Raw genomic sequence first — 18,122 nt, forward strand, 5'->3', positions numbered from 1 at the left:
CGGCCCATGATCAGGATTCGTCTTTGGCAGGGATCCGCTTGCCGAGGTTGATGAAGAAAAGGACCAAACCCACGGTCAGCACGATGTGCCCCAGTCCGGCGAGGCCGGAGATCATCGCACTGGTCTGAGCGCCCAGGACGGTCTGGGTGCCGTGGATGATCATCATCAGGACGGTTAACGCGAGACCGGCGTTGTAGACCCAGAAGGACCAGTTGAAAAGCCTGCTGGCCGACAAGGTGAACAGCTTCTCCAACGCCAGCACGATGAGGTAGAAGAACATGCCGAGCACGAGCAGGTGCGTGTGCACCACGCCGAGCTGGGTGTCTCCCGTGAAGTCGGTCAACTTGGTGAGCTCGCGATAGTACAGACCACTGATCACGCCAATGATCATGTAGATGTGCGCCGCATGGAGGAGCTTTTTCATGATTAACGCCTTTCTGGAGGGCTGGCGGCGCTTCAGGACCTGGCGTCGTTCCAGGTCGTGCTGGTGAGGAAGTAGGTGTCGTAGAGCTCCTGCACGTCAAGGAGGCTCTCCGGCGGCACCTTGCCGTACGCGATGCGCTCCAGGTGGCGGAAATACTCGAACCGCTCGACGCCCGGAGTGATGACGATGAGGATGTCGGCGTCCTCTCCCGGCGCCGCGGCGAAGGCATGGGGAAGACCGGCCGGCACGATCACGAGGTCCCCACGCTCGGCGGTGACGACCTGCTCACCGGACAGCAACTGCGCGGTGCCGTCGAGCATGTAGAACAGCTCGGCGGAGGCGCCGTGGCGGTGCGGTTTGGCGCCGTCCGCGCCGTTCGCGAGCGTGACCCGCTGGGTCGACAGCGCGCCACCGGTTGAACTGCTGTCGGCCAGCAGTCGGATGGTGGTGGGGGCCTGGCCGATCACTTCGGCGTCCCCGGAGCGCACGATGACGGACTTGTTCTCGTTTTTGTCGGAGTTGGGCACGATGAGCGACATTTCGGTGGCTCCTTAAGGCTCAGGCGAGGAACAGCAGGACGGCGCAGATGAGGACGACCACGGCGGTGGCGAAGTGGATGCCGAACGCCACCGCCTTGGTGCCGCCGTTACGCAGGACGATGACGGTGTCGGTGAGCGGAATGAGGGCCACGACCAGCATCAACCATGCCTCGGCGCGGACCCCCACGAAGAAGAGCAGGGCCAGGCCGACGAGGCCGTAGACGGCGTCGCGCTGGCCCTTGATGGTCAGGTAGACGGCGTCCCCGTCCTTCTTGGCGGGCACGCCATAGCCGGCGGCGGCGGCCTGCGGCGCCCGCAGGAACTGCAGACCGATGAAGAGGATGAAAAGGTCGAGCACGACAGCGAGTCCGTAAGCGATGGGGGTAAGCACGATCCACTCCAATTTCTAGCGCTGCTAGTTGCAAGAGTGACGCTAACATAGCTGCGACAGTTGCGCTAGCGGCGCTAGGAATTCGGTCAGCTGGAACCAGTCGCGGTCACCTGGAACCAGAGGGGCGGGGTTGATCGTGAGCATCAGGCCGCGCAGCATCGCCCATCCTCGTGCGCGCCGGATCATCGCCTCGACCGCGTCGGCGTACGCGGCGAGGAATCGGGGGTCCGCTCCTGCCGCCCTCTACCGCAAACTCGGCCGGCAAGAAGCCGGAGACCTGCCGACCGACTTCTACCCCCAGCTCAAGCTGTCGGTCTTCGCGCTGGCCAGGGGCTGATTCAGCCGTACTTCATCCCCGCCACAGGCCACGGCCGTCACCGCCGTACTGTCGGCACCTCGTCTTTGTGCGACAGCCGACCGCCGGTGAAGCACAGCCGGTACGCCGGCGACGGCGAGTTCGCCCTGATCCGGTAGAAGCGGCACTCGTCAGCGCCCTGCGGATCCGCAGGCGCGCCCCTCGGCCGTCCGCGGTCGTTCACCTGGTACGCGGGCAACCGTGACCCGAGCGACGCCAGGCTCTGGCCGACGCGCAGCTCCGCGTACACCCCGGCGTCCAGCACCGAGCGGCGCGCGGTGTAGAGGTCGTAGCCGGAGGTCACCAGCATCAGGGCGGCGGCCGCCGCGATCGGCAGCCAGATCGCGTCGATCATTCTGCGCCGTACCTTGCGGCGGGCCAGGGCGAGCTCCCGCTGCGAGTCGGGTGGCGTGGCCGCGACCCCCGCGGTGAGCGGCAGCCGGGCGGTGACGGCGAAGCCGCCGTCGGCGGGCCGCGCCCGCAGCCTGCCCCCGGCCAGCCGGACCCGCTCGTCCAGACTGACCAGCCCGAAGCCACCGGACGGTTCCCCCGGGAGGACCGCCGGCAGTGGCCCGGCCGGGGGCGCCGCGTTGACCACGGTGACCTCCGCTTCGCCGGACGCGTGGTCCGTGCCCAGCCGTACGGTGACCGCGGCGCCCGGCGCGTGCTTGGTGGCGTTGGTCAGTGCCTCCTGAACCACCCGGTAGACCGCCCGGTCGGCCATCGGCGGCAGCGGCTCCAGCTCGCCGTGGAGCGTCACCGCCATCCCCGACGCGGCGGCCCGCTCGACCAGCGCGGTCACGGTGTCGCCGGACGGCAGCACGGGCGCGCTCTCGCCGTCCTCCCGCAGTACCCCGATGATCTCGCGCAGCCGTTCGGTGGACCTCGCAGCGGACCCGCGCAGCTCGGCGGCCGCCTGGCGGGCGGACTCGTCCAGCCCCGGATGTACCTGAAGCGCGGCGGCGCTCAGCGCGATCAGGCTCAGCTCGTGCCCCAGCGAGTCGTGCATGTCCCCGGCGATCCGGGACCGCTCCACCAGTCGCATCCGCTCGCCGATCAGGCTCTGCTCCCGCTCCAGCCGCTCGGCGAGTTCCCATCCGGTGCGGACGAGGCCGTCGTGCTGGCGGACGTACCGGCCGGCCAGCCAGGGCAGCAGGATGTTCGTCACCGCAGTGGTGACCAGCGACAGCCAGTCCGACAGCGTGAGGCCGGGAGTGAGATTCACCGCCACCAGCCCCGCCAGGCACACCCCGGCGAAGAACAGCAGCCCGGGACGCATACCGGCGGTGCGCCGCCCCAGCAGGAACGCCAGCAACAGCTGGGGAATCATGAAGGTGTCGGTGTACAGCTCCGGTGTCACCGCCAGAGCCAGCCCCACCGGCACGGCCGCGGCCACGACCGGCCACCGCCGGCCCACGGCCACGGCCAGCGCCAGCAGCGGTACGGCGGCGATCCTCGCCCAGGGCAGTGGAAGACCGGGAGGCTGCCCCACCTCGGGCGACTCGTTCGCCAGGAACACCGGCACGGTGACCGCCAGCCAGAGCAGCAGATCGGCCGGGAACGTCTTCATGACGATGTCCCGGAACGACCAATTCATGGCGGTCACGCTACGCCGTGCCGCACGCCGCCACACCTGACGAAAGTAAGGGGCACCCGCTGCCGATCGTGCATGATCCCGGCCATCTCCGGATCCCTATGGTCGAGACCCCTGTCGGCAAAGGAGCCTGATGATCACTCTGCACGGACTGACCAAACGTTACGGCGACAAGACCGCCGTCGACGATCTCACCCTGGAGCTCACCCCCGGCACGGTCACCGGCTTCCTCGGCCCGAACGGCGCCGGAAAGTCGACCACCATGCGCATGATCATGGGCCTGGACTCCCCCACCTCCGGCACCGCCCTGATCGGCGGCCGCCCCTACGCGGACCTCGACCGTCCGCTGCGTACCATCGGCGCCCTGCTGGACGCCAAGGCCGTCCACCCTGCCCGCAGCGGCCGGGACCACCTGCGCGCCATGACCGTGAGCCAGGGCCTGCCCTTATCCAGGGTCGAGGAGGTCCTCGCCCTCACCGGGATGACGGAGGCGGCCCGCCGCCGCGCCGGGACGTACTCCCTGGGCATGAGTCAGCGGCTCGGCATCGCGGGCGCGCTGCTCGGCGATCCCGAGGTGCTGATGCTGGACGAGCCGGTCAACGGCCTCGACCCCGATGGGGTCCGCTGGATCCGCACATTGCTCAGATCGCTGGCCGCCGAGGGCCGCACGGTCTTCGTCTCCTCCCATCTGATGAGCGAGATGGAGCGCACCGCCGACCGGCTGATCGTCCTCGGCAAGGGCCGGCTGATCGCCGACGAGCCGATGGAGCGCCTGCTCGCCGGCTCGGAGGTGCGGGTACGCGGACCGCGACTGCGACCGCTGGCCGACGTCCTGCCCGCCGCGCGCTGGACCGGCCCGGACGAGCTGACCGTCAGCGGCCACACCACCGAGCAGATCGGCCGGCAGGCGTACGAGCTGGGGTTGCCGCTGTACGAACTGCGCGCCGTCGAGTCCTCGCTGGAGGAGTCGTACATGCGGCTGACCGCCGACAGCACCGAGTTCGGAGCCCACGCATGAACGCCCTGACCCGCGCGGCCGCCGCCGAGTGGCTGAAGCTCCGCTCCGTCCGCTCCACCTGGTGGTTCGCCGGCGGCGCGCTCCTGACGATGCTGCTGGTGGCGGTGCTGGAGGCGAAGGACACGGCCGTCTTTCTGCGCAAACATGGCCTACCGGTCGAACCGGTGTCGTCGGTCATCGAAGGCCTGGACTGGGTGCAGCTCATCTTCGGATCGCTCGGCATACTGGCGGTGACCAGCGAGTACGCCACCCGCAGCATCGTGGTGACGCTGGCCTGCACGCCCTCCCGCACCCGGCTGGTGCTGGCCAAGACGGCCGTCGTGGGCGCTGCGATATTCGTCGCCGGCGGGCTCATCGCCGTCCTCGGCGTGGCGGCCAGCGCTCCGCAGCTGGAGAAGTACTGGGAATTCGACGCCGGACAGGTGACCGGGCGAATCCTGGCCATCGCGGCGTACCTGGCGCTCATCGCCGTACTGGCTCTCGGACTCGGCACGCTGATCCGCAGATCGGCCGGGGCCATCACGATGCTGTTCGCCCTGCTGTTCGTGCTCCCGATCGGGTTGCAGGGGCTCGCCACCTCGCTGGACGCCGAGTTCCTCAACACGCTCGCCTACTACACGCCCGCCCCCGTCGGGGAGCGCTTCATCGCGGGGGAGGCGGCATCCGGCCTCGTACTCACCGCGTGGGCCGCCGCGGTGGTCGCCGCTGGGATGTGGGTGATGCGCAAACGCGACGCTTGACCAGCGGCTCACCCCGTCAGTCGCGCGGGACCAGCCCGGCCTCGTACGCCAGCACGGCCGCCTGGACGCGGTTCTTCACCTCCAGGCGGCCCAGCACGGCACTCACATACGCCTTGACCGTCCCCTCCACCAGGAACAGCCGCCCGCCGATCTCCGCGTTGGACAACCCGGCGCCGACCAGCGCCAGCACCTCCCGCTCGCGCGGCGTGAGCACCGCGATCCGCTCCTTGGCCGCCGACTGCCGGCTCATCCGGCCGCCGCTGACCTGCTGAATCACCCGATGGGCGATCCGCGGCGAGAGAAACGCCGCACCCCCGTGCACGGCCCGTATCGCCGCCATCAGCTCGTACGGATCACCCGACTTGAGCAGAAAACCGCTCGCCCCGCCGTCCAGCGCCCTGATGATGTACCCGTCTTCGGAGAACGTCGTCAGCATCACCACCGCGACATCGGGGGCCGCCCGGCGCAGCTCCGCCGCCGCGCTCAGCCCGTCCAGCAGCGGCATCCGGATATCGAGCAGGGCCACGTCCGGTCGGTGCGTACGGGCGAGTTCGAGCGCCTCCCGCCCGTTGCCCGCCTCCGCGACCACCTCGATGTCCGGGGCGGCGGCCAAGATGGCTCGTACGCCCACCCGGACCAGGACCTCGTCGTCGGCGAGCAGCACCTTGATCACGCCTCAGACGCTACCGCCGCGTCGCTCCCCACGGCCTAAGGTTCGGCGTTGATTGGAACCATTCTCCTGTATCCGGATAAGTACGGCTGTGACACCCATTCCATATGAGGATCCGACCCCGGCGGGCCTGACGCTCCGCATGGCGACATCCGCTCAGCCACGAAGAGGCGACCTGGCAGAGGATCCGGCGGCCTTCGACGTGCTGGCCCCGATGGAGGACTCGGCGATCATCGAAGCGTCGCTGCGCGAGCCGGAGCGTTTCGCCGAGTTGTTCAACCGGCATGCCGCCGTACTGCACCGCTACGTCGTCCGGCGTCTGGGTCCGGACCATGCGGAGGACGTGGTGGCCGAGACGTTCACCAGGGCGTTCGAGAAGCGGCGCAAGTACGCCTTCGACCGCTCGGACGCCCTGCCGTGGCTGTACGGCATCACCACGAACATCATCGGCACCCACCGCAGGGCAGAGGTGCGCGGCTACCGGGCCCTCGCCCGAACCGGCGAGGACCCCGTGGCGGTGGCCTTCGACGAGCGGGTGGTCGCTCGGGTCTCCGCCTCGGCGACCCGGGAACGGCTCGCGGCCGCCCTGGCCAAGCTGGGTCGAGGCGAGCGCGACGTACTGCTGCTGATCGCCTGGGGCGATCTCAGCTATGAGGAAACGGCGCAGGCGCTGGGTGTGCCCATCGGCACCGTACGGTCCCGGCTGTCCCGCGCCCGCCGCAAGATCGCCCACGCGCTGGGCGGCAGCAACCCGACCGACGTCACCGAGGAGGTCTGATGAACGATTTGGACATGGTCCGCGACCTGCGGTCGCAGGTGCGGCAGAGCGAAGAACGCGATCTCCACGGCGCCCGGCGGCGGATGCTGGCCTCGATGGCTCAGGAGCGACCGAGGCGGCGACTCCCCCGTATGGCGCTGCGCGTGGCCGCCGTCGGCGTCCTCGGCGTCACGATCGCGGCCGGCGTCACGGTGGTGCAGTCCGTCCGTACGGATGACCCGGGGAAGGGAGGAACCGCCACTGCCCCGGCATGGCTGCCCGTGGCGAACGCGGAGACCCTGGCCAAGCGCGCGACGGCGGCGGCGGCGCACCAGACGGACGTCTACCCGCGAGCCGATCAGTGGATCTACACCAAGAGGGACTTCTACCGCACACCCAAGATCGCCTCGACCAACTCCCGGTCCACCGCGGAAATGTGGGCCCGGGGGGACGGCAAGGAAAGGGCCATGCGGGAGCAAGGCAGCAAGACGATCGCAAGGCGCAAAGGCGGGGAGGATCCCCGTGTACGGTTCGATCCCGCGTACCTACGCTCACTCCCCTTGGATCCGACCGCTCTACTGGAACGCCTGAAAAAGGACAGTGCGCGGGTGACGCAGCTGCCTGAGGCGCGGGCGGTCTCCCATCAGGTCCTGATGATCCTGCAAGAAGGCGCTCCAGCGGCTCGCCTGCGCGCCGCCTTCTACACCGTCCTGTCGAAGTTGGACGGGGTCGGCGTGGAGAAGGTACGCGATCTGCTGGGCAGAGAAGGCTTGGCCATCTACACGGATGACACCGACGAGGGGATTCGCCAGGAAATCATCATCGACCCGAACACCTTCGCCCTGCTCGGGGGGCGCCGCGTCTACATCGGCGGAGCGGATGCGCGGTCCCCGTACGGCAAGCTGCCCAAGGGCGAGGTGGTCTTCTCGGTGGCTCAGGTGGCGGTCGGCATCGTGGACGATGCGGGGGACGTTCCGTAACCGGGCCCGAGGTGAAGACGCACAGCGGGCGCGGGACCGATTCCCGGCCCCACGCCCTCGCTTCCGCAGTGTGATCGTTCAGCTCTGATGAGTGGCCTCCGGCACGGCTTCCTCGGTCTTGCGGTAGCCAAGGCGGCCGCGGGTCGCGACGAGAATGATGATCGCTGCCGTGCCGCTCGCGAGCAGGGTGACGTGGGACGTCTGCTGCGCGTTGGCGAGCGACGGGAACATGTCCGCGTAGGCGAGCGACATGAAGTTGTTGACGCTGACGTGCAGCACCATGACCAGCGGCAGGCTCTGGCCGGTCCGGTTGAACACCCAGGTGACGATCACGCTGAACAGGCAGGCGAAGGCGATGAACTCGGCGACCGTGAGCCAGGTGACGTTCGGCCACCCGCCCCACTCGCTCAGGAACAGCGGCACGTGCCAGAAGCCCCACAGCGGACCGAGGATGAGGGTGCCGACCAGCGGGCCGAACTTGCGCTGCAGGCGGGGCAGGGCGAAGTCACGCCAGCCGGGCTCTTCCGCCAGTCCGGTGGTGACCATCTGGAGCAGCAGACTGGGCAGATAGGCCACCAGCACGGCGACGGGCGGCATGTGGATGTCTTCGTTGGACACCGCGAAACCGCTGATGATGATGGCGGCGGGAACACCGGCGGCGGCCCCGAAGTACCAGATCCAGCTGACCCGCCACTTCATCATCCGCCCGACCCACCGACGAAGACCCGCCTTGCCGTCCGCGACCGCGGTCACGATGAACGCGGCGAAAATGGGTCCGAGATAGGCGCCGGGGAGAACACCGGCGAACTGCGTGGTCCCGAGCACCGAAGGGAAGGTGAAATCTAAGATCCCCAGGCCAGTCGCCGAGAGAATGTAGGGCGTCCAGGCGGCCCAGCTCATCAGATTCGCCAGCACGAAGAAACTGAGCAGCGGACGACGCCGGATGAAACCCCGTAGCCCGGTCTGACTCGCGTAATGCTCGCTGCCCCGCCGACTGTCGACTGTCATTTCATTTTCTCCTGAGAGATGCGCTTGACTGACAGTGATCAGCACATCAGTCAGGGGCCCTCCCGGTCGCTCCCATGTACGCCCCAATGGGGGTATAGCTAGGGGTACCTGGGGAGAACGCAGCCGCCCCACCTGGGCATACAGGCGCCTCGAGCCGCGGATCAACGGCCGCAGAGCGGGTTCCATGTCCGTGGAGCAGAGCGAGGCTAGGTCGTTGGACAGCTTCGAAGCATCATGGACACCGGTCGCTGTGAATCCTGTACTCTCGCTCAGGCCGAGGATGAGCACTCCGCCGTGGGTGTTGGCGAAGGCCGACAGGGTCTCCCGGATCGTCTTCGGCAGCTCGCGCTGGGACTGCTTCACTTCCACGTCGGAGACGTCCCCACCGAGTACGCGGAGGTTCGCGCAGAAACAGAGCCCTCAGCTTGGATCGACAGATTCTACGCCGGACGTCCTGCCATCCCCACCGGCAGCCTCATCCTCGACGCGCTGGCCGACTTCCCGCTGATCCCGGTCACCGGCCAGTCACCCTCGGCCATCCCACCCACCGACCTCCAACTCCGCCTCCTGGACCTCTTCGGCATCGATCCACGAGACCTCTGGCTGAAGATCACTCGCATGCGGAAAACAGGGTTAGTACGTCACAGCTTTCCCAATCAGGCTCGTTTCTGTACTGATTAGGTGTCTCCGGCGCGCTGTCTGGTGGGCCGCACGGTATGAGTTCGCCATCGCGACGCTGGGCTGTCGGCTCGGCGCCATGGCCTACGCCTGGGAGGGGCTGCTGGCGTCGGGCAGGCTGACGAAGCTGCCCATGCCGCGGACGGTGTAGATAGCCCCCTCTTCGCGAAGGGCTCTCATCGTCTTGTGGGCGGTCATCCGGGCGATGCCGAACTCCTGCATGAGATCGTTCTCGCTTGCCACGCGTGAGCCGGGGCGGTAGACACCTGCCGTGATGCGTTCGCGGATCACCTGTGCGGCCTGCTGCCATCTCGGCTGATCCTCACGGAACTCGATCACGATGTAACTGTAGGCAACTCTGAGCTACCATCGCGGCTCGACGGCTTCCCTGGACCTCGCCTGGGACAGATGCCCGGGAGACCCCTGAGGCCACTCCATGCTTCCTGCACATCAACGGAAAGCGATATCTCTTGCCTTTGAGGCCAGCGGAGAACGCGCAGGCGAAGCCTGCGCCTGAGGAGGGCGTCCGAGCGTAGCGAGGTCCTGCAGGGGTCGGGCCGTTGGCCCGACTGGGAGCTATGCCTGAAGCCCCCGGAAGCGCGAAGCGCCGACTGCGAAGCCCGTTGTGCGCCGCAGGCGCCCCTGGAAGAACGCCCGGAGCGAAGCGCAGGCCATTTGTGCCGTACGGGTCAGCCGCGGGGCGCGTACATGATCACCAGGACGCCCGCCAAGCAGATCAGCGCGCCGATGACGTCCCAGCGGTCGGGACGGAAGCCGTCGGCGATCATGCCCCAGATCAGCGAGCCGGCCACGAACACGCCACCATAGGCGGCCAGGATGCGTCCGAAGTGGGCGTCGGGTTGAAAGGTGGCGACGAAACCGTACAGTCCGAGCGCGATCACGCCCGCGCCGACCCAGATCAGGCCGCGTTGCTCGCGCACGCCTTGCCAGATCAACCAGGCGCCGCCGATCTCGAACAGCGCGGCCAGACCGAACAACAGCAGAGAACGGGCGATCGTCATAGCAGCCATTGCACCAGGCCGGGCCGGAGCGGGTCAGTGTCGGGGCTGGTCAGCGTCCGCATCCCGGTCGCCATGAGGACGACTGTGCCGACGGCGCTCTGTTTGGCGGAGGATGGACCGGCAGCGACCGCGGCCGTGGCTGTGGTGGCGGGCGTGAGCGTGGCCGGCAAGGCGGCAGCGAGCGCGGATGCGACGGCCCAGCGGTGGGAGGAACCAAGGCCCGATCCTCGTGGATGCGATGGCGTAGCCGTAGAGTAGGCCGCTGCTGCGGTGGAAGACGGGTATTCAGGCTTGAATATGCGGAAGGTATCGTGAGGCTTGTGACGACGTTTCGGATCAGCGAGGCCGCGGCACTGCTCGGGGTCAGCGCCGACACCGTTCGCCGGTGGGTGGACGCGGGTCGGCTGGGCGCCGAGCGGGATGAGCACGGTCACCGGCGGGTCAACGGCGCCGATCTGGCCGCCTTCGCTCGCTCGCAGATCGAGGAGAGCGACGGCGGTAGTCGCTCCTCGGCGCGTAACCGCTTTCGCGGGATCGTGACCGAGGTGATCCGCGATTCGGTGATGGCGCAGGTGGAGATCGCCGCCGGGCCGTTTCGGGTGGTTTCGCTGATGAGCCGTCAGGCCGCGGATGAGTTGGGCCTGGAGGTGGGGGTGGTGGCGGTCGCCGTGATCAAGTCCACCAACGTCGTCGTGGAGATTCCCGGTCACGAGCGCGTGGCCAGTTATTTGTGAGGAGCCCTCCTTGGTGTTCAGGCGTCTTTCCCGATGGGCGATCGCCCTGCCCGTCGCCCTCGCGCTGGCGGGCCTGTCCGGTTGCGGCTCCGGGCAACCGGACACCTCCTCCACAGCATCGGTGTCGTCCGCCGCCGCGAACGGGGCCAAGGAGGTGACGGTGTTCGCGGCGGCGTCGCTGACCGGGACGTTCACCGAGCTCGGCAAGACCTTCGAGGCCGCGCATCCGGGCACGACGGTGAAGTTCAACTTCGGCTCCAGCGCGACGCTGGCCCAGCAGATCGTTCAGGGGGCGCCCGCGGATGTGTTCGCCGCGGCGAGTCCGGCCACGATGAAGACGGTGACCGACGCGTCGCTGGCCAGTGCGCCGACCACGTTCGTGCGTAACAAGCTGGAGATCGCCGTGCCGAAGGACAATCCGGCCAAGGTGGATGAGTTGACGGACCTGGCCGACAGCAAGGTGAAGGTGGCGTTGTGCGCCGAGCAGGTGCCGTGCGGGGCGGCGGCGGTCAAGGCGCTGGACGCGGCCGGGTTGAAGGTCAAGCCTGTGACGCTGGAGCAGGACGTCAAGGCCACGCTGACCAAGGTCGAGTTGGGCGAGGTGGACGCGGCGCTGGTGTACAAGACCGATGTGATCGCCTCGGCGGGCAAGGTGCAGGGGCTGGAGTTCCCTGAGGCGGACAAGGCGATCAACGACTATCCGATCGCCACACTGGCCAAGGCGCCGGCCGGTGACCTGGCCAAGCAGTTCGTGGATCTGGTGCTGTCGCCGCAGGGCAGGGACGTGCTGACCAAGGCCGGCTTCGAGGCCCCCTGATCACTCATGAACTCTTCCGTGCCGGAGCAGGTCGACCTGTCGAGCTCGCCACGCGGGCCCGGCAGTCGGCCGGCCGCGGGGCGCGAGGTCTCCGGGCGCCTGCCGTGGATGCTGGTCGTGCCCGCCGTCGCGGGTCTGGTCTTCCTCGTACTGCCGCTGGCCGGGCTGCTGATCCGCGCCCCCTGGTCCACGCTGCTGCAGCGGCTGGCCGAGCCGCAGGTGCTGGAGGCGTTGCGGCTGTCGCTGGTGTGCGCCACCATCGCCACCGCTGTGTGCCTGCTGCTCGGTGTGCCGCTGGCCTGGCTGCTGGCCCGGGTGTCGTTTCCCGGGCGGCGGCTGGTCCGAGCCCTGGTCACCGTCCCGCTGGTGCTGCCGCCGGTGGTCGGCGGTGTCGCGCTGCTGCTCGTACTGGGGCGGCGCGGGCTGGTCGGGCAGTGGCTGGATACCACGTTCGGCATCACGCTGCCGTTCACCACCGCTGGGGTGATCATCGCCGAGGCGTTCGTGGCGATGCCCTTCCTGGTGATCAGCGTGGAGGGGGCGTTGCGTGGTGCCGACCGGCGTTTCGAGGAGGCCGCGGCCACGCTCGGCGCCTCGCGGTGGATCGTGTTCCGGCGGGTGACGCTGCCGATGGTCATGCCGGGTGTCGTGGCCGGGGCGGTGTTGTGCTGGGCGCGGGCGTTGGGCGAGTTCGGCGCGACGATCACGTTCGCGGGCAACTTCCCCGGCACCACCCGCACCATGCCGCTGGCGGTCTATCTGGCGCTGGAGACCGAGCCGGAGGCGGCCATTGTGCTCAGCCTCGTCCTGCTGGCCGTCTCGGTGATCATCCTGACCAGCCTGCGGGATCGGTGGGTGAGCGCGCCGTGATCCAGCGTGACCGGTGGGTGAGTGTGTCATGACTCTGTACGCCCGGCTGGTGGTCACCCGGCCCGCCTTCACCCTCGACCTCACCCTGGAGGTCGCTCCGGGCGAGGTCGTGGCGCTGCTCGGCCCCAACGGCGCGGGCAAGACCACCGCCCTGCGCGCCCTGGCCGGGCTCACCCGCCTGTCCGACGGGGAGATCGTCCTGCGCGACAGGCCGCTGCACACCCTGCCCGCCGAGGAACGCCCGATCGGCATGGTCTTCCAGGACTACCTGCTCTTCCCGCACCTGACGGCGCTGGACAACGTCGCGTTCGGGCCGCGCTGCCATGGCGTGCCCAAGGCCGAGGCCCGCCGTACCGCCGCCGCCCTGCTCGAACGCGTCGGCCTGACCGAGCGCGCCGCCGCCAAGCCACGGCAGCTGTCCGGCGGACAGGCTCAGCGGGTGGCACTGGCGCGGGCGCTGGCCGTACAGCCCGATCTGCTGCTGCTGGATGAGCCGCTGGCCGCGCTCGACGCCCACACCCGGCTGGAGGTCCGCTCCCAGCTGCGCCGCCACCTGGCCGACTTCGACGGCGCGACCGTGCTGGTCACCCACGATCCCCTCGACGCGATGGTGCTGGCCGACCGGCTGATCGTGATCGAGAACGGCGCCATCGTCCAGCAGGGCAGTCCGGCCGAGGTGGCCCGCCGCCCCCGTACCGACTACGTGGCCCGCCTGGTCGGGCTCAACCTGTACCGCGGCGTGGCCGACGGATCCCGGGTCAAGGTCGGCGAGCTGTTGCTGCGCACCTACGAACACCTCGACGGGCCCGCGTTCGTCGCCTTCCCGCCCTCCGCCGTCGCCCTCTACCGGACCCGCCCCGACGGCAGTCCGCGCAACCTGTGGCAAGCCCGCATCGAGGGCATCGAACGCCACGGCGACAACGTACGCGTACACCTCGACGGCCCCATCATCGCCTTCGCCGACATCACCACCGCCGCCGTCGCCGACCTCGACCTGACCCCGGGCCAGCAGATCTGGGCCTCGGCCAAGGCCACCGAGACCCACGCCTACCCCGCATGAACCCGCCCGCGCCGGACGACCGGCATGACTCGAATCTCACTGTGGTCTCCCGCTGCGGCATCGAGCGGAGTGTCGCGACACTCAACCAGGCTGGTAGCAAGGGCTCGGTGCCCGTCGTCAATACACGTCGCGCACGTAGCGCTTGCTCGCGGCCAGCTGCTTGACGTACGCGGTCGCGTCATCAGGAGAGAGGCCGCCATAGCGGGCCGTGATGTCGTGCAGAGTCTGGTCGACGTCCTTGGCCATCCGGCCGGCGTCGCCGCACACATATACGTGGGCCCCGTCCTGCAGCCAGGCCCAGAGCTGGGCACCGTGCTCGCGCATGCGGTCCTGAACGTAGACCTTGGCGCGCTGGTCGCGGGAGAAGGCCAGGTCGAGGCGGGTCAGCAGCCCGTCGTCGTGCATTTGGGTGAGTTCGTCGCGGTAGTAGAAGTCGGTGGTCCGGCGCTGCTCACCGAAGAAGAGCCAGTTCCGGCCGTGGTGGCCGAGGGCGCGGCGTTCGTCGAGGAAGCCGAGGAAGGGGGCGACGCCGGTGCCGGGGCCGATCATCACCATCGGGGTGCCCGGGTTCGAGGGCGGGCGGAAGTGGGAGGTGTGCTGGACGTACACCGGCACCTGGGTCCGCTCCGGGTTGTCGGCCAGGTAGGCCGAGCACGCGCCGCTGCGCGGGCGGCCACGCAGATTGTCGAAGCGGACCACCGAGATGGTCAGCCGTATCTCGTCAGGGCTGGTCAGCGGGCTGGAGGAGATGGAGTACAGGCGCGGCTGGAGCCGTTTGAGCACGCCGATCCATTCCTGGGCGTCGGCGCGTACCGGGAGTTCGGCGATGACGTCGATGGCCTGGCGGCTCCAGGTCCACTTGGCCAGCTCGCCCTTGTTGCCTGGACGCAGCAACCGGGACAGATCGCGGTCGCGAGTACGTTCGGCGACGAACTTGAGCAACCCCGAGGTGATCTTGGTGAGGTCCAGATGGCGGTGCAGCGCCTCGCCGAGAGGAAGCGAGCCGAGGCCGGTGAGCTCCACGTTGTCGACCGGGCTGAGACCGGTCACGGCCAGCCATTCCATGACCAGATCAGCGCTGTTGACGGGCATGACGCCGAGCGCGTCCCCGGCCTGGTAGGCCAGTTCGCCGCCGGTCTCGAAGGTGAACTGACGGACCTCTTTGGCCGAGCCGGGCAGGCTGAGCAGCCGGTTGCCCGACAGCGTCGCGGTAAAGGGCGCCGTCTTGCTGGGCCCCGGCGTGGGCGCGGGAGACTCGACGGGTACGGACGGTGAGGCGGGCTTGGTCTCGGTGAGCGAGGGGGGCGTCGTCTCGATGAGCGTGGTGAGCACCTGGTCGAGCCAGCTCAGCGCGCGCTCCTGGTCGTCGGGCTCGCAATCGGCGCGCGGCGCCAGGCGTACCGCGCCGAGCTCCTCCAGACGCCGGTCGAGCTGGCGTCCGTGACCGCAGAAGTCGTCGTAGCTGGAGTCGCCGAAGGCCAGCACCGCATACCGCACGCCGTCGAGCCGCGGTGCCCCGGGCTCGGCGAGCGCCTCCCAGAAGGCGGCACCGTTGTCGGGCGCTTCGCCGTCGCCGAACGTACTGGAGATGACCAGCAGGTCCGCCTCCGCGGGAAGAGTGGCCGGGGTGCAATCGGCCATGTCGACGAGCCGCGCCTTGCGGCCCGTGTCGGCCAGGCGGCGAGCGCTGGCGGCGGCGAACTCCTCGGCGTTTCCGGTCTGCGAGGCCCACAGGACGATGAGCTCGCGCACCGGCGCCTCGGGCGCCTCCGGTACGAGGGCAGGAGCCGCGACACGAGAGAAGGCGCCGGCCAGCGCACCGTTGATCCACAGAGCATGGCTCGGGTCGATGGGGGCGTGGCTCGGCAAGATCGGTACGGCCGTGCCGGCGGGCGGCGCATCGCTCAGACCGGCCAGGAACCCGGCCAGATACTGGCGCTCGTGACCTGCGAGCACCGGCGGGGCCAGCTCGCCCAGCCCGAACAACCCGGCCAGCGCCGCGACCGGACCGGGCGCTGCGGCCGGCTCGGGCACTGCGGCCGGCTCAGGTACTCGCGAGGGAGCGTCGTCTGTGACCACCCTGGCCAGGGAGACCGCGCACACCTTCAACTCGGGCTGGAACGAGATCGGATCCACGGCGTCGCTGGTGACGGCGTTGACGCTGAGGTACTCGCCGAACAGGTCGTTCCAGTGGAACGGCGCGAAGCTGTTGCCCGGCATCACCCGGTCCGTCACGACCGCGGGCAGCACGGCCCGGCCGCGCCGGGAAGAGATGGCCACCAGGTCGCCCTCGCCGATGCCGAGCTCAGCGGCGTCCCGCGGGTTGATCTCGACGAACGGGCCCGGGTTGAGCTTGTTCAGCTTGGCGACCTTGCCGGTCTTGGTCAGGGTGTGCCACTGGTGCCCCAACCGACCGGTGTTGAGTACGTACGGGAAGTCGTCGTCGGGCAGCTCGGCGGCGGGCAGGTGCGGGCGCGGGAAGAAGACGGCACGACCGTCGGCGGTGGCGAAGGCCAGGCGCGGGCGGCTGCCGTCCTCCCGTACGAGCGGCGCCTGGCTGAGACCGTCATTGAGATAGCGGATCGGATTGCGCGCGCCAGAACCGGGCGGGCTCGGCCACTGCACCGGCGTCTCCCGCAGCCGCTCGTAGGTGACGCCGCGCAGGTCGTAGCCGGTCGCGGGATTGCCCGCCCGCTTGATCTCCTCGAACACCTCCTCCGCGCTCTCATAGGAGAAGTCGGCCTCGAACCCCATCTCGCAGGCGACCCTGGCGATGATCCGCCAATCCGGCAGCGCCTCCCCCACCGGCTCGACGGCCTGCTGGAGCAGGGTGAGGTTGCGCTCAGAGTTGATCATCACGCCTTCGGACTCGGCCCACAGGGCGGCCGGGAGGACGACGTCGGCATAGGCGTTGGTCTCGGTGGCCGCGAACACGTCCTGGGTGACGACGAACTCGGCCGCCTCCAGACCGGCGATCACGGTCTTGCGGTTGGCGACGCTGGCGATCGGATTGGTACAGATGATCCAGCACGCCTTGATCTCGCCTTCGGCCATCCGCGAGAACATCTCGACCGTGCCCTGCCCGACCTCGGTCCGAAGCGTGCCGGGCGCGATCCCCCACAACTCCTCGACGAACCGGCGATCCTCCTCCACCAGCGCCGACCGTTGCCCGGGCAGGCCGGGCCCCATGTAGCCCATCTCGCGCCCACCCATCGCATTGGGCTGGCCGGTCAGCGAGAACGGGCCGCTACCGGGACGGCAGATCGCGCCCGTGGCCAGGTGCAGGTTGCACAGCGCGTTGGTGTTCCAGGTGCCGTGAGTGCTCTGGTTGAGCCCCATCGTCCAGCAGCTCATCCACTCGCCGGCTTCGCCGATCCACTGAGCCGCCCGACGCAGGTCGGCCTCGGGTATCCCGGTGATCTCCGCGACCGCGGCGGGCGGGTAGTCGAGCAGGAAGCCCGGCATGGCCGCCCAGCCGTTGGTGTGCTCAGCGATGAACTCCTGGTCGATGTGGCCGTCCTCGACCAGGAGGTGCAGCAGCCCGTTGAGCAGGGCCAGATCCGTGCCCGGCCGTACCTGTAGGAACAGGTCGGCCTTGTCGGCCGTGGCCGTGCGGCGCGGGTCCACCACGATCAGCTTGGCGCCGGCCTTGACCCGGTGCATCATCCGCAGGAACAGGATGGGGTGGCAGTCGGCCATGTTCGCGCCGATGACGAAGAACACCTCGGCGCGCTCGAAGTCCTCGTACGAGCCGGGCGGGCCGTCCGAGCCCAGCGACAGCTTGTAGCCGCTGCCCGCGCTGGCCATGCACAGCCGTGAGTTCGACTCGATCTGGTTGGTGCCGACGAACCCCTTGGCCAGCTTGTTCGCCAGGTACTGGGCCTCCAGCGTCAGCTGCCCGGACACGTAGAACGACAGCGCGTCGGGCCCGTGCTCGTCCAGGATCGCGCGCAGCCGCTGGGCGGTCGCCGTGATCGCCGCGTCGACACCGGCCTCCGCCGGCTCCGCACCCCGATCCGGCCGGACGAGCGCCCGCTCCAGCCGGCCGGGAGCCGCGAGCATCGCCGCGCTGGTGGCTCCCTTGGTACACAGACGCCCGGCGTTGGCCGGATGGCTCTTGTCTCCCGAAGCCTTGACCACCCTCCGCCGCCCATCGGCGCCACGCGTGACGTCGAGCACGATGCCGCAGCCGACGCCGCAATAGGAACAGACGGTCTTCACCCGGTCCGTCGCCGTCATCGGCCCTTCTCCTCTACAGGGCCTGAACGCTGTCCCGGGCAGTGGGCGCGTCGCAGCCGCAGCGGGCAGATCCAACACGCAAAAGGTAAGAAGCTGGCGTTACAGGGACGTCACATCAGCCGACTGCGGCCGGTTACATTCAGATCACCACCGATCCCTGCCCGCCACGCACCCGCTACTTCGGTTCGATCCCAGCCGAGCACTCCGCGCCGGTATTAGCAAGAAG

The 18,122-nt window shown here is 69.1% G+C and carries 18 protein-coding genes and 1 pseudogene; 9 read left to right on the top strand and 10 right to left on the bottom strand.

What is annotated here, in order from left to right:
- Window positions 1–10: 10 nt before the first annotated feature.
- The 3 genes from AB0C30_RS49615 to AB0C30_RS49625 are packed head-to-tail and all read right to left on the bottom strand — an operon-like array spanning window position 11 to window position 1,354.
- On the bottom strand, window positions 11–424 hold the full coding sequence (locus AB0C30_RS49615; protein ID WP_357957592.1) for a DUF2871 domain-containing protein: 414 nt from the start codon (window positions 422–424) through the stop codon (window positions 11–13).
- A gap of 32 nt (window positions 425–456) precedes the next feature.
- Entirely contained in the window at window positions 457–963 is a 507-nt protein-coding gene (locus AB0C30_RS49620) for a cupin domain-containing protein (protein ID WP_357957594.1), read from the bottom strand.
- 19 nt (window positions 964–982) lie between these two features.
- Window positions 983–1,354 (bottom strand): DUF4267 domain-containing protein, encoded by a 372-nt coding sequence (locus tag AB0C30_RS49625; protein ID WP_357957596.1) that lies wholly within the window; start codon window positions 1,352–1,354, stop codon window positions 983–985.
- Between the two features lie 136 nt (window positions 1,355–1,490).
- Between AB0C30_RS49625 and AB0C30_RS49630 the strand changes: the two genes are divergently transcribed.
- Window positions 1,491–1,691 carry a hypothetical protein gene (locus tag AB0C30_RS49630; RefSeq protein WP_357957598.1) on the top strand — a complete coding sequence of 67 codons (201 nt, stop codon included), beginning with the start codon at window positions 1,491–1,493 and terminating at the stop codon, window positions 1,689–1,691.
- Between the two features lie 37 nt (window positions 1,692–1,728).
- On the opposite strand, the gene AB0C30_RS49635 is transcribed toward AB0C30_RS49630, so the two are convergent.
- On the bottom strand, window positions 1,729–3,306 hold the full coding sequence (locus AB0C30_RS49635) for a histidine kinase (protein WP_357957600.1): 1,578 nt from the start codon (window positions 3,304–3,306) through the stop codon (window positions 1,729–1,731).
- Window positions 3,307–3,436: 130 nt separating this feature from the next.
- On the opposite strand from AB0C30_RS49635, the gene AB0C30_RS49640 reads away from it, so the two are divergent.
- Complete coding sequence (locus tag AB0C30_RS49640; RefSeq protein WP_357957602.1) at window positions 3,437–4,321, top strand: ATP-binding cassette domain-containing protein; 885 nt, start codon at window positions 3,437–3,439, stop codon at window positions 4,319–4,321.
- Window positions 4,318–5,061 carry an ABC transporter permease subunit gene (locus AB0C30_RS49645; RefSeq protein ID WP_357957604.1) on the top strand — a complete coding sequence of 248 codons (744 nt, stop codon included), beginning with the start codon at window positions 4,318–4,320 and terminating at the stop codon, window positions 5,059–5,061. Before AB0C30_RS49640 ends, AB0C30_RS49645 begins: the two co-directional genes overlap by 4 nt.
- Window positions 5,062–5,077: 16 nt before the next feature.
- Here the strand turns inward: AB0C30_RS49645 and AB0C30_RS49650 are convergent, their stop codons facing one another.
- Entirely contained in the window at window positions 5,078–5,734 is a 657-nt protein-coding gene (locus AB0C30_RS49650; RefSeq protein WP_357957606.1) for a response regulator transcription factor, read from the bottom strand.
- Between the two features lie 88 nt (window positions 5,735–5,822).
- Here AB0C30_RS49650 and AB0C30_RS49655 point away from each other — a divergent pair, with 88 nt between their 5' ends.
- Together AB0C30_RS49655 and AB0C30_RS49660 are read left to right on the top strand one after the other, a co-directional pair.
- Window positions 5,823–6,509 (top strand): RNA polymerase sigma factor, encoded by a 687-nt coding sequence (locus AB0C30_RS49655; protein WP_357957608.1) that lies wholly within the window; start codon window positions 5,823–5,825, stop codon window positions 6,507–6,509.
- Window positions 6,509–7,468: a CU044_5270 family protein gene (locus tag AB0C30_RS49660; protein WP_357957610.1), complete on the top strand. Its 960-nt coding sequence runs from the start codon at window positions 6,509–6,511 to the stop codon at window positions 7,466–7,468. The genes AB0C30_RS49655 and AB0C30_RS49660 overlap by 1 nt, the downstream gene beginning before the upstream one ends.
- Window positions 7,469–7,546: 78 nt before the next feature.
- On the opposite strand, the gene AB0C30_RS49665 is transcribed toward AB0C30_RS49660, so the two are convergent.
- The 4 genes and pseudogenes from AB0C30_RS49665 to AB0C30_RS49680 all read right to left on the bottom strand — a co-directional run bounded on the left by AB0C30_RS49665 (window position 7,547) and on the right by AB0C30_RS49680 (window position 10,176).
- On the bottom strand, window positions 7,547–8,521 hold the full coding sequence (locus AB0C30_RS49665; RefSeq protein WP_357957680.1) for a type II CAAX endopeptidase family protein: 975 nt from the start codon (window positions 8,519–8,521) through the stop codon (window positions 7,547–7,549).
- Window positions 8,522–8,641: 120 nt separating this feature from the next.
- A pseudogene (locus tag AB0C30_RS49670) lies at window positions 8,642–8,845 on the bottom strand (ATP-binding protein); the annotation flags it as partial.
- Between the two features lie 393 nt (window positions 8,846–9,238).
- Window positions 9,239–9,493, bottom strand: a complete 255-nt coding sequence (locus AB0C30_RS49675) for a GntR family transcriptional regulator (RefSeq protein ID WP_357957612.1) — start codon at window positions 9,491–9,493, stop codon at window positions 9,239–9,241.
- A 350-nt stretch (window positions 9,494–9,843) separates the two neighbouring features.
- Window positions 9,844–10,176, bottom strand: a complete 333-nt coding sequence (locus AB0C30_RS49680; protein ID WP_357957614.1) for a YnfA family protein — start codon at window positions 10,174–10,176, stop codon at window positions 9,844–9,846.
- Window positions 10,177–10,496: 320 nt separating this feature from the next.
- Here AB0C30_RS49680 and AB0C30_RS49685 point away from each other — a divergent pair, with 320 nt between their 5' ends.
- The 4 genes from AB0C30_RS49685 (at window position 10,497) to AB0C30_RS49700 (ending at window position 13,657) form a co-directional block, all read left to right on the top strand.
- Entirely contained in the window at window positions 10,497–10,910 is a 414-nt protein-coding gene (locus AB0C30_RS49685) for a helix-turn-helix transcriptional regulator (RefSeq protein WP_357957616.1), read from the top strand.
- 10 nt (window positions 10,911–10,920) lie between these two features.
- Entirely contained in the window at window positions 10,921–11,727 is an 807-nt protein-coding gene (modA, locus tag AB0C30_RS49690; RefSeq protein ID WP_357957617.1) for a molybdate ABC transporter substrate-binding protein, read from the top strand.
- Between the two features lie 108 nt (window positions 11,728–11,835).
- Entirely contained in the window at window positions 11,836–12,597 is a 762-nt protein-coding gene (locus AB0C30_RS49695) for an ABC transporter permease (RefSeq protein ID WP_357957682.1), read from the top strand.
- 28 nt (window positions 12,598–12,625) lie between these two features.
- Entirely contained in the window at window positions 12,626–13,657 is a 1,032-nt protein-coding gene (locus tag AB0C30_RS49700; protein ID WP_357957619.1) for an ABC transporter ATP-binding protein, read from the top strand.
- Window positions 13,658–13,774: 117 nt separating this feature from the next.
- Here the strand turns inward: AB0C30_RS49700 and AB0C30_RS49705 are convergent, their stop codons facing one another.
- Window positions 13,775–17,896: a bifunctional nitrate reductase/sulfite reductase flavoprotein subunit alpha gene (locus tag AB0C30_RS49705; RefSeq protein ID WP_357957621.1), complete on the bottom strand. Its 4,122-nt coding sequence runs from the start codon at window positions 17,894–17,896 to the stop codon at window positions 13,775–13,777.
- Window positions 17,897–18,122: the final 226 nt, after the last annotated feature.

This window comes from Nonomuraea sp. NPDC048901 (assembly GCF_040649695.1).
In the GTDB taxonomy this organism is placed as follows: Bacteria; Actinomycetota; Actinomycetes; order Streptosporangiales; family Streptosporangiaceae; genus Nonomuraea.

What these genes read in the sequence shown, in the direction of transcription:
- AB0C30_RS49635 (WP_357957600.1), bottom strand. Translation starts at nt 3,306, where the DNA reads ATGAATTGGTCGTTCCGGGACATCGTCATGAAGACGTTCCCGGCCGAT.
- AB0C30_RS49680 (WP_357957614.1), bottom strand. Translation starts at nt 10,176, where the DNA reads ATGACGATCGCCCGTTCTCTGCTGTTGTTCGGTCTGGCCGCGCTGTTC.
- AB0C30_RS49615 (WP_357957592.1), bottom strand. Translation starts at nt 424, where the DNA reads ATGAAAAAGCTCCTCCATGCGGCGCACATCTACATGATCATTGGCGTG.
- AB0C30_RS49700 (WP_357957619.1), top strand. Translation starts at nt 12,626, where the DNA reads ATGACTCTGTACGCCCGGCTGGTGGTCACCCGGCCCGCCTTCACCCTC.
- AB0C30_RS49705 (WP_357957621.1), bottom strand. Translation starts at nt 17,896, where the DNA reads ATGACGGCGACGGACCGGGTGAAGACCGTCTGTTCCTATTGCGGCGTC.
- AB0C30_RS49640 (WP_357957602.1), top strand. Translation starts at nt 3,437, where the DNA reads ATGATCACTCTGCACGGACTGACCAAACGTTACGGCGACAAGACCGCC.
- AB0C30_RS49695 (WP_357957682.1), top strand. Translation starts at nt 11,836, where the DNA reads ATGCTGGTCGTGCCCGCCGTCGCGGGTCTGGTCTTCCTCGTACTGCCG.
- AB0C30_RS49620 (WP_357957594.1), bottom strand. Translation starts at nt 963, where the DNA reads ATGTCGCTCATCGTGCCCAACTCCGACAAAAACGAGAACAAGTCCGTC.
- AB0C30_RS49660 (WP_357957610.1), top strand. Translation starts at nt 6,509, where the DNA reads ATGAACGATTTGGACATGGTCCGCGACCTGCGGTCGCAGGTGCGGCAG.
- AB0C30_RS49645 (WP_357957604.1), top strand. Translation starts at nt 4,318, where the DNA reads ATGAACGCCCTGACCCGCGCGGCCGCCGCCGAGTGGCTGAAGCTCCGC.